The organism is Cupriavidus alkaliphilus, from assembly GCF_900094595.1.
GTDB classification, from domain to species: domain Bacteria; phylum Pseudomonadota; class Gammaproteobacteria; order Burkholderiales; family Burkholderiaceae; genus Cupriavidus; species Cupriavidus alkaliphilus.
Genome location: NZ_FMAD01000008.1, coordinates 232,715 through 246,361, shown reverse-complemented (window position 1 = coordinate 246,361; position 13,647 = coordinate 232,715). Strand labels below are relative to the sequence as shown.

Genomic DNA, 13,647 nt, shown 5'->3' with positions numbered 1-13,647 from the left:
CGGGCAGCGGTCTGCCTGCGAAACGCTCCAGCGTGTTCCTGGGCGTTGGCAAAAAGGCCGGGCCTTGCGGCCCAGCCTCGTATGCCAGTGTGCGGGTGCGGATTAACGCAGCAGCGACAGCACGTTTTGCGTGGTCTGGTTGGCTTGTGCCAGGACCGAGGTGCCAGCCTGTTGCAGGATCTGCGCGCGGGTCATGTTCGACACTTCCGTGGCGTAGTCAGCGTCCTGGATGCGCGAGCGCGACGAGGACAGGTTGGTCACGGTCGTGCCCAGGTTGGCGATGGTCGAGTCGAAGCGGTTCTGCACGGCACCCAGCGAGCTGCGCAGGTCGTCAACGATCTTCAGGGCCGCGTCGATCTTCTTCAGCGGGTCAACGGTCGACGCGCCGGCGAATTCGGCCGTGGCGCCAGCGCCGCTCAGGACGATGTCGGTGCCGGTGTTGTCGAAGTCGGTCGGGGCGGCGCCACCGTTGGCCAGCGCGCCTGCGCCGACGGCGAAGTTGCGGCCCTGGATCGTGGCGAAGGCGGTCACGGCGCCGGTGCTGTCGGCACCGACCTTGACCAGCTGGTTAGCCAGCGCGGTCGCGGTGGTCACGCCGTTGGACGGATCGGTGAACTCGAGGTCGGCACGGTTCAGTACGACGTTGCCGGTGGCATCGTCCACCGAAGCGGCGTAGTAGTCGTCGCCCGACTTGACCACGAAGTTGGCGGTGGGGGCGCCGGCGGCGTCCTTGACGTTGTGCAGGCTCAGGCTGCTGGCGGCAACGCCCAGCGAGGTCGCGGCGGACGACAGGTCGACAGCTTCCGGCGTACCGTCGGTGTTGGTCTGCGTGATGGCTTCGCTGACGTTCAGGGCGTTGCTGCTCAGGCTGAAGCCCTTCAGGCCCAGCGTCGACGAATCGATCTGCTTCAGGTCGATGGTGATGGTCTCGCCATCGTTGGCGCCAACCTGGATGGTCAGCGGCTTGGCGTTGCCCGACAGGACCTTCACGCCGTTGAAGTCGGTCTGCTGCGAGGTGCGGTCGATTTCCGACAGGCGCTGCGAGATTTCGTCCTGGATCGACTTCAGGTCCGAAGCCGAGTTCGAGCCGTTGGCGGCCTGCACGCTCAGTTCACGGATACGCTGCAGGTTGTTGTTGACTTCGGTCAGCGCGCCTTCGGTGGTCTGCGCCAGCGAGATGCCGTCGTTGGCGTTGCGCTGGGCTTGCGTCAGGCCGCGGATGTTGGCGGTGAAGCGGTTCGCAATGGCCTGGCCAGCGGCGTCGTCCTTGGCGCTGTTGATGCGCAGGCCCGACGACAGGCGCTGGATCGCCGTGTTCAGCGACGATTGCGAAGCGTTCATGTTGTTCTGAGTCATCAGAGACAACGAATTGGTGTTAATGACTTGCGCCATGGTACGACTCCTATATGCAAAGTTTTGGGCATTCCGGCTAGTGCCGTAACGTTGGCGGCCTGCTTTGCAGGGCGTAGAGTGCCTCCGTTGCTTGGGTTATCGACCGGGCAAGGCAAAGGTTTAGAGTGATCTCCGCGATAGTTTCGCGGGGTGGTGGCGGGACGTGGGACGCGCCGTACGGCGACGGGCGGCGAGGTCTGGACGGGTGCCGGTCCGGTCGCCGGCCTAGCGGCGCTTGCGGGTGCGCGGGATAAAAAGCGGCACGAAATCCGGCGCGGCCATCGTTTCCGGCGCGACCCCGATCACCTCCGGTGCATCGGCCGGCGTCACCAGGCAGATGGCGCGCTTGTAGACCACGGTAGGCTGGATATCGTCGGGCCCGCGGCCGAGCAGCAGCACGAAATCGTCGGCGGCCAGCACCAGCCCGTGCAGCCGGGCGCCGTTGGACAGGTGCACGATCACCGGGGACTGGGTAATGCGGTACGCGGCGAATTGCTGGGACTGCAGTTGCCGTCGGCTGGCTTGCCTGGGCCGGATTTCCTTCTTCTTCACAACGACTCCGGAAGAGCCCGCAAGGGTTCTGGCGGCTGATAACGGTCCGTTGGCCGGCGGCCTGGGGTGCGGCACGGCCTGGGCGGCGGGGGAAACATCCGCTCTCGGTAACGGCGACCGGACTGGCCGCCTGGATTGCGTCGAGCCCCGGCCCTGCATGCGGGTACCGCGATGTCGTGCAATGGCCGGCGGTTGGCGCTGCCAGAAGAGAAGGGGAATACTTCAGGGGTGAGAGTAACAAAGTTTTACAAGCGTTGACGGACGGTACGGCGCTCGTGATCTAGAGGCAATGCTCTACTAATTTGATTGCTTTTTACTCTAGATTCATGTAGGAAGTTGCGCCACGACGGTGCGTGGCAACACGCGCCCCTGGCCGGCAAGGCCAGGCGGGCATTGGGCTGGCGGGAATTTGCCAGCCTTTGCAAGAAGTGTCCTGAAAATGATTTCAGGGGCAAAAATGCCAGAAAAGCGCAAAGGTGCGCGTTTCGCGCTAGGGGAATCCCCTGATAGAAGCGGGATTTACACCTCATGTAAGCGCGTTTATATTCGTAACAAGAGCTGTTTGGCTCGAGCAGTCCTGGAAAGCCTACGAGCACCCCGCGCGTGGGCTTCTTTTTTGCCCGCGTCGTTTGGATCGCGCTCTGCGGCGCAGTGGCCGGGCGGTCGAATAACCTGACCGGCCGTTCGGAATGCCGAGCCACATTTAACGCCACTTCACCGACGCCCGATTCCCTGAAATGCGGGGGAATCTGGTGCTATTTCCGCTTTGCTCGCCGGAAGCGTTCGCTGATCGGCCCTGATCGGCCTGATCGGCTGCAGCGCACGTCGTTCGCAGGGCTGTCCGGCCTGAATCCCTCAACCCGTCTGAGGGTCCGTGCCGCGCGCTACGCGCCGCCGGGCCCGAGCCGCCAGGCCGGCGCCAAGCGCCCAGCGCAGTGCCGGCGCCAGCACGTGCATGCCGGCCAGCGCCGCGGAGCGGCGGATCGAAGGCCCGTCCAGGTCGAGCTGGCGGCGCGCCCATGGCGGCAGCAGCGCGATGCCCGCGTCGGTCATGATGCTGACCGCCGGCTGCAGCAAGGGATTGGCCACCGGCATCTTCCTGACCAGCCGCACCACTTCGCGGGTGCGCTCGCTGGCCAGCAGCGCGGGCCGCATGGATTCGAGATAGGCGTCCACTTCGGCGCGCGAGCGCGGCACCTCGGCCGCGCCGAGCAACTCCGCGATGCGGGCCACCTCGGCGTAATAGCGGTCCTGCTCGGCGGCGCCGAGGGGGCCCACATAGCGCAGGTAGCCCGCCAGGAAGCTCGATACCTCGGCCACGTGCACCCAGGTCAGCAGCGCGGGGTCCGATGCCGCGTAGGGTCGTCCGTCCGGCGCCACGCCGGACACGCCGGTATGGATGCGCCGCACGCGTTCGATCAGCGCCATCGCGTCGGCGCGGCTGCCATAGGTGGTGCCCGCGATGAACTGCGCGGTGCGGCCCAGGCGCCCCTGCATGTCGGTGCGGAAACTGGAGTGGTCCCATACTCCCGCCAATGCCAGCGGATGCAGGGTCTGCAGCAGCAGTGCGCTGACGCCGCCGGCCAGCATCGCCGGGAAATCCGCATGTACACGCCAGCAGACCGCTTCCGGACCGAACAGGCCAGGGTCGCCGGGCGGGTTGTCATAGTCCAGGCGCAGGCCGGAGTTGCTGCGGGTCAGCGCGCGCACGTGCGCACCGGCCTGCTCCCGCAGTCTTGCGGAGAGCTGATGCAGCGGGCCGCGGCGCTGCGGCGTGGCGCTGCCCGGGGCGGGGTCAGTGACGCTGGACAAGGCGGGAACTGCCTGGAACGAAAAGGGATGGGGTCAGGGCCAGCATACACGGGATGCGACCTGCGCGCGCAACGCGCCGCCGCACCCCACCCGTAAAAAGGGCCGGAGCCCCGTTCAGGGTTCCGGCCTGCCAATCTCCGGCGTATGCCCCTGCGTCAGCACCGCATGTTGCTCACGCACATACCCGGATAGCTGCCTTGTTGTCGCGGCTGGGTGTTACTGCTGGCGTTGTCCGCCTTGTCCGCCTTGTCCACCCTGCTGACCACCCTGGCCGCCTTGCTGGCCGCTGCGCTGGCCGCTTTGCTGGCCAGGCTGCGAGCTGCCGCGGTCTTGCTGCTGCTGTTGGTCCTGCATGCGGTCCTTGTCACCCATTTGCCCGCCGCCTTGTTGTCCCGGTTGCTGCTGGCTGCCGCGTTGGCCAGTTTGCGATTGTTCCTGCTGCTTCTGGCCCGATTGCGATTGGCCCGACTGCGATTGACCCGGCTGTTGCTGCTGTCCCATTGCTAGCTCCTTGACGCGGCGAACTGCCGCAGACCTTGCTTCGCAATCGCCATGCCAAGCACGACAGCGCCGCCACGCCGCCTGGGCCGGCTCGATGCGCGCAAAGCGCCACGCGCGCGCCGCGGCGCTTTTACAACGCGTGGCCCGTTTTACACAGCGGCCGGCTCGGTGCGGCGGCCTTGGCAAGGGCGGCCAGGGCAGGTATGGAGCTTGCTGAAAAATGCCTTACCCGTGGCGCTGGCTGCCAGCCCGGCAGCGGAGCCCGCCGGGCCATCAAGGAGGACGCCATGCAATTTTCCCTAACCACCGCGCGCGCTCTGCGCAGGGCCTGGCTGGCGGCGGCACTGGCAGCGGCCGCCGGTAGCGCGCTGGCACTCGACAAGAGCGGACTGATATTCGCCGCGACGGACAATGCGCCGGTGGCACCGGTCAACTCGGCGCCGGGCATGCCCGGTCGGCCCGACCCGGACACCAGCGCGGTGACCGGGGTCGGCGAGGCCCGGCAAAGCATCGAGGACAGCGCCATCACCACGAAGATCAAGACCCGGCTGCTCGGCACCAAGGACCTCAAGTCCACCGGCATTCATGTGAAGACGCAGCAGGGCGCGGTGGAAGTCAGCGGCACGGTGCCGACCCAGCAGCAGCATGACCTGGCGTTGAAGACGATTCGCAGCGTCGAGGGGGTGACGTCGGTGAATGACAATCTGAAGGTGTCGACGCGGTGAGTGAGTGAGCGGGGATTGCTCTCACGGCTGTGAGGGCAGCCGTTGACATCTTCGACGCTTCACTTCGTTGAGGCTCCCGCCCTCATCCCGGCCCTCTCCCGCAAGCAGGAGAGGGAGTACCCAGGCGGGATTCTTCTTGCCGCAGTGTCGCCACGCCCCGGGAAAACGGGTCAGGCCGCGCGCTTCTTGCCGGTCGTGCCGGCGCTCTTGCGCGCGGCGGGGGCATGCGACGCGCGCCTGGCGGGCGCGCGTTTGGTGCCGGCAGTCTTTGCGCCGGTGCTGCCCGCGCGCTTGGCCGGTGTCGCGCTGGCGCGCTTTGCGGCCGGCTGCTTGCGCGCCGCGGCGTGCCGCGCAGGGGTCTTGCGGGGGGCGGGCTCTGCTTCTGCCTCGCTCTCGTCTTCCTGCTTGCCCTTGCCGCGCTTGCCCAGGCTTTGGCGCAACAGCGCCACCATGTCGATGACCTTGGCGCCCTGGCGCGGCGCTTCTTCCTCTTGCGCGGGCGGGGTCAGCTGGTGGGTCTTGCCGGATTCGATCTTTTCCTCGATGCGCGCCATCAGGTCGTCGCGGTAGGTGTCGCGGTATTGCTCCGGGGCCCAGTCTTCGGTCATGTCGTCGACCAGCTTGGTGGCCATCTCGAGCTCGCGCGCGTGCGCGCCGGTGGGCTTGCCGCTGGCGGCCTTGGGCAGGCGCAGCTCGGCGATCGGCAGCACCTCGTCGGCGAAGCGCATGGTGTTCAGCACCAGCGCATCGTCGTGCACCAGCATCGCCGCCAGGTGCTGGCGCGCGCGCAGCACCACCAGCGCCAGCGCGGCCTTGCCGGTGCGGCGCATGGTTTCGTGCAGCAGCGCATAGCCGCGTTCGCCGCGCTTGTCGGGCTCAAGGTAATACGGGGTGTCGAAGTAGTACGGCGGAATGCTCTCGGCATCGACAAAGCTGACGATGTCCACGGTCTGCGTGGCCTCGACATTGGCCCGGCGGAAATCCTCCTCGTTGAGCAGCACATACTCGTCCTTGGCGTACTGGTAGCCCTTGACGATATGCTCCTTGTCGACCGGCTTGCCGGTGCTCTTGTTGATGCGCTGGTAGCCCACCGGGGCCATGTCGCGCACGTCTAGCAGGTCCAGGTCCAGCGACTGGCTGCGCGACGCGGGGCGCAGGACGACGGGGATGTTGACGAGGCCGAAGGCAATGGCGCCTTTCCAGATGATGCGAGACACTTGATCGCTCCTTTGCCACGCGCGCCGGCGCGTTGTGGCGGCGGTGGCGGCATGTCGCCCGGAGGCGGGTCTTCCACGGGTTGGGGCGGGCCCGGCGGCGGCTCCGGCGGCGGGACTTCGGGGTCGCGGGGAGGGATGTCGGGATCGGGCGTGGTATGCACGGATAGCTCCTTGTTGAATGCTTGGGTGAAGGCTTCGGCCGGCGCAGGCAGGGCGCTAGGCCTGCTGCTGGTCCAGCTCATCCAACAGCCGCGTCAGCGCGTCCAGGTCGGCGGGCTTGACCAGGTGCTGGTCGAATCCCGCGGCCAGTGCGCGGCGGCGGTCCTCGGGCTGGCCGAATCCGGTCAGCGCGACCAGTCTGGCGCCGCGCAGTTCGGGCAACGCGCGCAGCCGGCGCACGGTTTCGAAACCGTCCATGGCCGGCATGCCGAGATCCAGCAGCACCAGGTCCGGGCGCGCATCGATGGCGCGCGCCAGCGCGCTGGGGCCGTCGGGCGCGGTCACCACGGTATGTCCCATGGCCTGCAGCGCCATCGTCATGGCCTCGAGCGCGTCGACGTTGTCGTCCACCACCAGGATGCGGCGCGGCACGCTGCGCCGCGGCCCGGCCTTGCCTGAACCGGGATGCCAGTTCTGCCACGGCTCGACCGGCAACGTCACGGTGAAGGTGCTGCCCTGGCCGGGGCCGGCGCTGAAGGCGCGGATGGTGCCGCCGTGCAGCTGCACCAGCTTTTGCACCAGCGTCAGGCCGATGCCCGGCCCGTCGTGCGGGAAGGCACTGCTCCGGGCGTGCGCGCCGATGTCGCTCTCCCCGGTGCGGGCAGCCGGGGCGGCCGGGTCAGGCGGGGCAAGCGGATCGAACAGTTGCCGCTGCAGGGCTTCCGACAGGCCGGTGCCGTTGTCGCGCACGCGCACCGTGACCTGTCCGCCCGAGACGGCATCCGGAATGGTTTCCGGCGCGCTGTCGTCGAAGCCGGCTTCGACCGAGATCACGCCGCCGGCGGGGGTGTAGGCGGCCGCGTTCTGCAGCAGGTTGCTGAAGATCTGCGTCAGGCGCACCAGGTCGCCGCGCACCGGCAGCGGCTGTTCGGGCAGCGACAGCCGCAGCGTGTGGCGGTAGCCATCGAGTACGGGGCGCACCGCTTCCACGGCGGTATTGAGCGCGGTGCGCAGCTCCACCAGGTCTTGCCGCAGCGTGATGCGGCCCTGGTTGAAGCGCGCGATATCGAGCAACTCGTCGACCAGGCGGGTCAGGTGATGGACTTGCCGGCCGATGATGTCGCGCGCGCGGAACATGTCCTCGCGCGTGGGCGCGAGCTGCTGCAGCAGGTCCGCGGCGCTGCGCAACGGCGCCAGCGGGTTGCGCAGTTCATGCGCCAGCATCGCCAGGAACTGATCCTTGCGCCGTTCCTCGTCGTGCAGCGCGCGCCCGGCGCGGTTCTGCAGCGTCACGTCCTGGCAGATCCCGGCAATGCGCAGCGGCGGACTGCCCGCGGCAGCCTGCGCGCTGTCGGTGCCGTCGGCGCTGCCATGGCTGCGCACGGGAAAGGCACGCGCGCGCACTTCACGCGGCTCGCCGCTGGGCAGGGTCAGCCCGAACTCGATGTCCATGCTGCCGTCGCGCAGCATATTCTGCACGGCGGCTTCCACGCGCGCGCGGTCGGCCGGGGTCACACGCTCCAGGCACAGGCGCGGGTCCTCCATCAGTTGCTCGGCGGAGTGTCCGCACACCGTCGCCAGTGACGAACTGGCAAACAGCAGCCGCCGGGTCGCCGGATCCAGGATCCACACCACGTCGGCGAGCGATTCGGCGAGCTGGCGGAACATGTCCTCATGCTCGTGCAGGGCCCGCGAAGTGCGGTGGTAGGCGTCCTCGGCACCGCGCAGGCGCAGCAGCGCCTGGATGCTGGACAGCAGCTCCTCGGGTTCGGCGGGTTCCACCAGGTAGCCATCGGCGCCGCAATTCAACGCCTCGACCCGCTGCCGCGACTGGGCCAGCCCGGGCGAGGTCAGCAGCACCAGCGTGCGCGCCGTCTGCGGGTCCTCTTTCAGCAGGCGGCACACTTCCAGGCCGCTGATATCGGGCAGCTTTGCCGACAGCAGCACCAGCGATGGCGCGTGCTGGCGCACGAGCGACAACGCCGAGTGGCCGGTGACGGCCTCGATCACGGAAAAGCCGCCGCGATGGAGTATGCGGCTCTTGACGTAGCGCGGTCCTTCGCGATCCTCGACATTCAGGATCAACGGGGTGCGGTTGGCTTGCGGCTTCATGACTGCACCTTGCGGGGTACACCGTTGCCCACCCGCACTGACGGGCAGTGCAGGGCCGCCGCGCCGTGTAAAAGCGCGCTGGGCCGCGCCCGACGCGTGTAAGAGTTACCACGGTGGCCCGCACTGCCTTTGAAAATCCTGCAATCCCCCATCCCCCAGATCATCGCCGTCCCCCTTGTTGATCCGCATGGCCGCGGTGTTTTACGCGGGCCGTCCCGCTTCGCAGTGGCAAGACGCGTGCCGGCTGGGCAACGTCGCGGACAGCGGGGCAGGGCACGCCGGACCGGCGGCGTGCGAGGCTAGCGGCGCGCCGCCTCGCCGCTGTGGGCCTCGGCGCTGGGCGAGGTGCCGCCTTGCGGGCCGGCGGAGCGCGGCGCTTCGGCGGCCTTCTGCGGGATCTTGCCCGGCTCGGTCCAGCCCTTGTAGTCGGTGCCCTTGCCAAAGCGCGCGGCGATGCGGTCCTGCACCACGGCCAGCGCGTCGGCTTGCTGCTTGGCGGTTTCGGCTTCTTTGGCCTTTTTGGCTTCGGCGGCCTGCTGCTGCTCAGGCGTGGGCGGGGGCAGCTTGGCTTGCACCGGTGCTGCCGCGCAGGAAAGCATGGCGCAGGACACCAGCAGGCGGCGCAGGCCGCGGCGGTTGTGCGGGGCCGCGCCGGTGGTGCCGGCGGCGCGCAGGTTCGCGACAATCTTGAGTGGGGGCATGGTCTGTCTCCGTAGGGTGTTGCCGCCCCGGCGTGCGTGCTGCGCGGTTTGCTACGTGGATAACGCCGGGACGCGCTCGCCACCAAGGGGCAAGAAATGTGCCGCCGGCCATGGCCACGACAGCCCGGCGGGGCAGGGGCCAGCCGGACTATCCGGCCCGCGCCAGCCGTGCCGCGGCGCGCGTGATGGCCTGCCGGGTACCAGCGTAGTCGGCCCACGGGTCAGCCGCCTCCAGCGCGTCCAGCCGCGCTTCGACGTTGGCGACGGTCCACTGCGCGGCGCTGGTCAATGTGTCCAGTTCCTCCCACGCCACCGGAATCGATACGCCCAGCCCGGGCCGCGCGCGCGCCGAGAACGCCGCCACCGTGGTGGCGCCCATGCCGTTGCGCAGGTAATCGATGAAAATCTTGCCGACCCGGTTGCGCGCGCCGCTCTTGGCGACAAAGCGCTGCGGCAGCGTCGCGGCCACATGCAGCACCACGTCGCGCGCGAAATCCTTCAGCTCGTCCCAGCCCGCGCGCGGCGTCACCGGCACCACCACGTGCAGGCCCTTGCCGCCGCTGGTCTTGAGGAAGCTGGCCAGCCCCAGTTCGTCCAGCAGCGCCTTCACCAGCGCGGCCGCTTCCTGCACCTGTGTCCACGGCACGCCCTCGCCGGGGTCGAGGTCGAAGATGATGCGGTTAGGCCGGTCGATGCTGCGCTTGCTCGCGTTCCAGGTATGGAACTCGACCACGTTGAGTTGCGCGGCCGCGACCAGCGCCTCGGCCGAGGCGATTTCAAGCAATGCGGGGTGTCCCGGCCACAGGCCGGGGTCCAGCACGTTGAGCCCGTCCACGCGCAGCGTGTCGCTGTGGCGCTGGAAGAACTGCTCGCCGCCCACGCCCGATGGCGCCCGCACCATCGCGATCGGGCGCCCGCGCAAATGCGGCAGCATCAGCGGCGCGGCGCGTTCGTAGTAGCGCACCAGTTCCCCCTTGGTCAGGCCCGACTCGGCATCGATCACGCGCTCGGCGTTGCTGATCGAGACCTTGCCGCCCACCGCGGTCTGGCGCTTTGCCGCGCCCGCCTTTGAGCCGGGCGCCGGCCTGCTTGCTGGCTTGTCCCGCGTCGTGGCTGCCGCCTTGCCTTTGCCGGCTGGCGCCGCCGCCTGCTCCACCGAGACCGCGGCGGCGGGCTTGTCGGTGCGCAGGCCATGGAACACTGCATGGCGCACCCGGCCTTCGCGAGTCCAGCTGCCGAACGAAACCTCGGCCACCAGCCTGGGCTTGACCCAATGCCCGCGCACGCCGGCCGGCACCGTGTGGAAGGGCGACGCATCGGCACGCAGCGCATCGAGTTGCGCGCGCAGCTCGTCGAGCGTGCGGGTGTCGAAGCCGGTGCCGACATTGCCCGCATAGCGCAGGCGCCCGCCGCTGTCGTGCACGCCCAGCAGCAGCGAGCCGATGCCATTGCGGCTGCCCTTGGGATCGGTGAAGCCCGCCACCACGAATTCCTGGCGCAGGGTGCATTTGAGCTTGATCCAGGTATTGCTGCGCGCGCTGATGTAGCCCGAGTCCACGCGCTTGCCGATCACGCCTTCCAGCTTCATGCGGCACGCCGCGTCCAGCATGTCGCCCGCGCTGGCTTCAAAGTCTTCGCTGAACTGCAGGCGCGGCGAGGCGTTGTGCTCGAAGATCCGGCGCAGCAGCGCGCGGCGCTCGACCAGCGGCACCTTGCGCAGGTCATGGCCGGCGAAGTAGGGCAGGTCGAAGGCAAAGTACTGGATGGCCTCGACGCGCGCGGTATCGAACGCGTTCTGCAAGGCCTGGAAGTCAGTCTCGCCATGCTTGCCGAGCACCACGATCTCGCCGTCGAGCCAGCCGTCGGGCAGGCCCAGCGCCCCGACATCGCGCGCCAGTGCGCGCAGCTTGCTGGTCCAGTCATGGCCCTGGCGCGTGAACAGCCGCACGTCCTTGCCGTCGACGCGCGCCAGCAGCCGGTAGCCGTCGAACTTGATTTCGTAGCGCCAGGCCGCGGCGTCGGGCGGCGGTTTTTCGACCAGCGTCGCCAGTTGCGGCGCCAGCGCCAGCGGCAGCGCCGCGCGCGTTGCGCCGGGCGGCGGCTTCAGCGCGCGAATGGCATCGTGCGTGGCCGGTGTAGCCGCTTCGGCCGCGGCGGCGGCCTTGGCGGCCTTGGCGGCGCCGGCGCGTTTGGCCGCGGGCTTGCGCTGCGTGCCGCCCAGCACGCTGTCGGGCAGGGCCTCGACCACGTCGAACTCCGACGCCGGCACCGCGGCGTCGTCGCGTTCCTTGATCAGCAGCCACGCGTCCTGCTCCTTCTGCCGGCTGCCGTGCATGCGCACCAGGGTCCAGTGCCCGTGCAGCTTTTCGCCGCGCAACTCGAACTTGAGCTTGCCGCTGCGGTAGCCTGCCTCGGGGTCGCCCACCGGGACCCAGGTGCCGCGGTCCCAGACGATCACCGTGCCGGCGCCATAGTGCCCGGCTGGAATCACGCCCTCGAAGCCGGCGTAGTCCATCGGATGGTCTTCCACATGGACCGCCATGCGCTTGTCGGCGGGATCCAGGCTCGGTCCCTTGGGCACTGCCCAGCTCTTCAGCGTGCCGCCCAGCTCCAGCCGGAAATCGTAGTGCAGCCGCCGTGCCGCATGCTTCTGGATCACGAACGACAACGCCGCGGCGCGCTTGCGCGGCGCGGTGCGGGCGGCGGCACCGCTGGGCTCGGGCGTGGCGCCGAAGTCGCGCATGCGGCGGTATTTTTCGAGTGCCGTGGGCATGCCCGGGGCCGGCGTCGAGCCGCGCGCCGCCGGGCGGGCGCTCGCGGCGCGCTGGGTTGCCGGCTTCGCGGGCTTTGCCGCGGGCGTCTTGGCGGGCTTGCTGCCCGTCCTGGCGGCAGGCTTCGCCGCGCGCTTGCCAGCGGCGCGCGGCGCGCGCGAGTCCTGCGAAGTGGTCTTGGCCATGGCGGTCGCCGGTTGCGTGGATGCATCCAGCTTAGGCAGCACCTGGCCGGGCTGAAATCGGCGCCCGTCCTACATACCGCATCGTCCGCACCAGCCGGGGCGGCACGGCAGGCCAGACGCGATGCGCCCCCGGCGCCATGTGGTTCTTACCAGGCGTTGTAAATCTGCCGTGGACGTCATGCCCCGCCGCCGCGGTCAGGGCGGGTCCGCGACGGGAACGCTCCTTGCGACTTGCCACCGATACGCCCGGCGCCGGGCCGGGCCTCCCCACTGGAGGAAGCGGCAGATGAAACCCACCTTGAAGAAAATCAGCTCGCAGGTCATTGTGCTGACCGGCGCCAGCAGCGGCGTTGGGCTGGTCACCGCGCGCAAGGCGGCGCAGCAGGGCGCACGCCTGGTGCTGGTGGCGCGCAGCGAGGGGTCGCTGCACCAGTTGGCGGAAGAGTTGCGCGAGCAGGGCACAGAAGTGATCACCGTGGTCGCTGACGTCGGCCGGCACGATGAGATCGGCAAGGTGGCGCATGCCGCGATCGAGCGCTTCGGCGGCTTCGACACCTGGATCAACAACGCCGGCGTGACCATCTTCGGGCGCCATTGCGACGTGCCGCTGGAAGACCAGCGGCGGCTGTTCGATACCAACTACTGGGGCACCGTCCACGGCTCGCTGGCGGCCGCGGCGCACCTGCGAGAGCATGGTGGCGCCATCATCAACATGGGCAGCGAGGCCGCCGACGGCCCGATGCCGCTGCAGAGCGCCTACTCGGCCTCGCAGCATGCGATCAAGGGCTTCACCGATTCGCTGCGGCTGGAGCTGGAGCAGGAGCAGGCGCCGGTGAGCGTGACGCTGATCAAGCCCGCCGGCCTGGAAACCCCGCTGGCCATGCACGCCAAGAACTTCCTCGACGTCGAGCCGCGCCTGCCGCCGCCGCTGTATGACCCGGCCCTGGCTGCCGACGCGATCCTGTTCGCCGCGGAAAACCCGCGCCGCGAACTGTTCGTCGGCGCCGCGGCAAAGGCCTTCTCGGCTGCCGCGTACCATGCGCCGCACACCTTCGACCGCTTCATGCGCCGCTTCATGGGCCGCGCCCAGCAGACCCGCCATCCGGCCGGCCCGCTCGAGGATAACGCGCTCTACGGCAGCGGCAGCGGCCTGCAGGAGCGCACCGGCGCCCACGCCGCGCTGCATTCCTGCCCGTACACCACCACCGCGCGCTACCCCATGCTGACCACCGCGCTGGTGGTCGGGGCCTCGGCCGCGGTCGCGGCGATGGTCCAGCTGCGCCGCCGCTAGCGCCCACCCGCGCCCGCGCCGCGCGCTGCCCGAGACGGCATGCGTGCGGCCGGCCGCCAAACTCCTTCCGCCAGGGCGCGAGCTGCGCGCACTGCGCCACCATATCGGGTGGCGCATGGGCCGCGAGCGCCTATCATTGACTGGGATGCCCGCACTCGCGGGCATTTGGCCCTGTGCGGCGGCCCGGGCCGCCGGCGGCGTGCCGCACCGGCCAGGTCGCCCTTCGATC

10 protein-coding genes are annotated in these 13,647 nt (G+C 69.2%); 3 read left to right on the top strand and 7 right to left on the bottom strand.

Going from position 1 to position 13,647, the window contains the following annotated elements:
• Positions 1-102 precede the first annotated feature (102 nt).
• From GA0116996_RS18490 to GA0116996_RS18480, 3 genes are all read right to left on the bottom strand, one after another.
• Entirely contained in the window at positions 103-1,392 is a 1,290-nt protein-coding gene (locus GA0116996_RS18490) for a FliC/FljB family flagellin (RefSeq protein ID WP_092314519.1), read from the bottom strand.
• Between the two features lie 225 nt (positions 1,393-1,617).
• Positions 1,618-1,944 (bottom strand): RNA chaperone Hfq, encoded by a 327-nt coding sequence (locus GA0116996_RS18485; RefSeq protein WP_092314517.1) that lies wholly within the window; start codon positions 1,942-1,944, stop codon positions 1,618-1,620.
• 855 nt (positions 1,945-2,799) lie between these two features.
• Positions 2,800-3,756 carry an oxygenase MpaB family protein gene (locus GA0116996_RS18480; RefSeq protein WP_092314515.1) on the bottom strand — a complete coding sequence of 319 codons (957 nt, stop codon included), beginning with the start codon at positions 3,754-3,756 and terminating at the stop codon, positions 2,800-2,802.
• 246 nt (positions 3,757-4,002) lie between these two features.
• Here GA0116996_RS18480 and GA0116996_RS18475 point away from each other — a divergent pair, with 246 nt between their 5' ends.
• A complete protein-coding gene (locus GA0116996_RS18475; protein ID WP_181487021.1) occupies positions 4,003-4,263 on the top strand; it encodes a hypothetical protein in 261 nt (86 codons plus the stop codon).
• A gap of 197 nt (positions 4,264-4,460) precedes the next feature.
• Positions 4,461-4,982, top strand: a complete 522-nt coding sequence (locus GA0116996_RS18470) for a BON domain-containing protein (protein ID WP_243419701.1) — start codon at positions 4,461-4,463, stop codon at positions 4,980-4,982.
• Between the two features lie 170 nt (positions 4,983-5,152).
• Here the strand turns inward: GA0116996_RS18470 and ku are convergent, their stop codons facing one another.
• The 4 genes from ku to ligD all read right to left on the bottom strand — a co-directional run bounded on the left by ku (position 5,153) and on the right by ligD (position 12,127).
• The gene (gene ku, locus GA0116996_RS18465; RefSeq protein ID WP_092314509.1) at positions 5,153-6,199 is read right to left on the bottom strand and encodes a non-homologous end joining protein Ku; all 1,047 of its coding nucleotides are present in this window, start codon (positions 6,197-6,199) and stop codon (positions 5,153-5,155) included.
• 216 nt (positions 6,200-6,415) lie between these two features.
• Positions 6,416-8,470, bottom strand: a complete 2,055-nt coding sequence (locus GA0116996_RS18460) for a hybrid sensor histidine kinase/response regulator (protein WP_092314507.1) — start codon at positions 8,468-8,470, stop codon at positions 6,416-6,418.
• 299 nt (positions 8,471-8,769) lie between these two features.
• Positions 8,770-9,171: a hypothetical protein gene (locus GA0116996_RS18455; RefSeq protein ID WP_092314505.1), complete on the bottom strand. Its 402-nt coding sequence runs from the start codon at positions 9,169-9,171 to the stop codon at positions 8,770-8,772.
• A 148-nt stretch (positions 9,172-9,319) separates the two neighbouring features.
• Positions 9,320-12,127, bottom strand: coding sequence for a DNA ligase D (gene ligD, locus GA0116996_RS18450; RefSeq protein ID WP_092314503.1), 2,808 nt, complete (start codon positions 12,125-12,127; stop codon positions 9,320-9,322).
• A 286-nt stretch (positions 12,128-12,413) separates the two neighbouring features.
• On the opposite strand from ligD, the gene GA0116996_RS18445 reads away from it, so the two are divergent.
• Complete coding sequence (locus GA0116996_RS18445; protein ID WP_092314501.1) at positions 12,414-13,418, top strand: SDR family oxidoreductase; 1,005 nt, start codon at positions 12,414-12,416, stop codon at positions 13,416-13,418.
• Positions 13,419-13,647 lie beyond the last annotated feature (229 nt).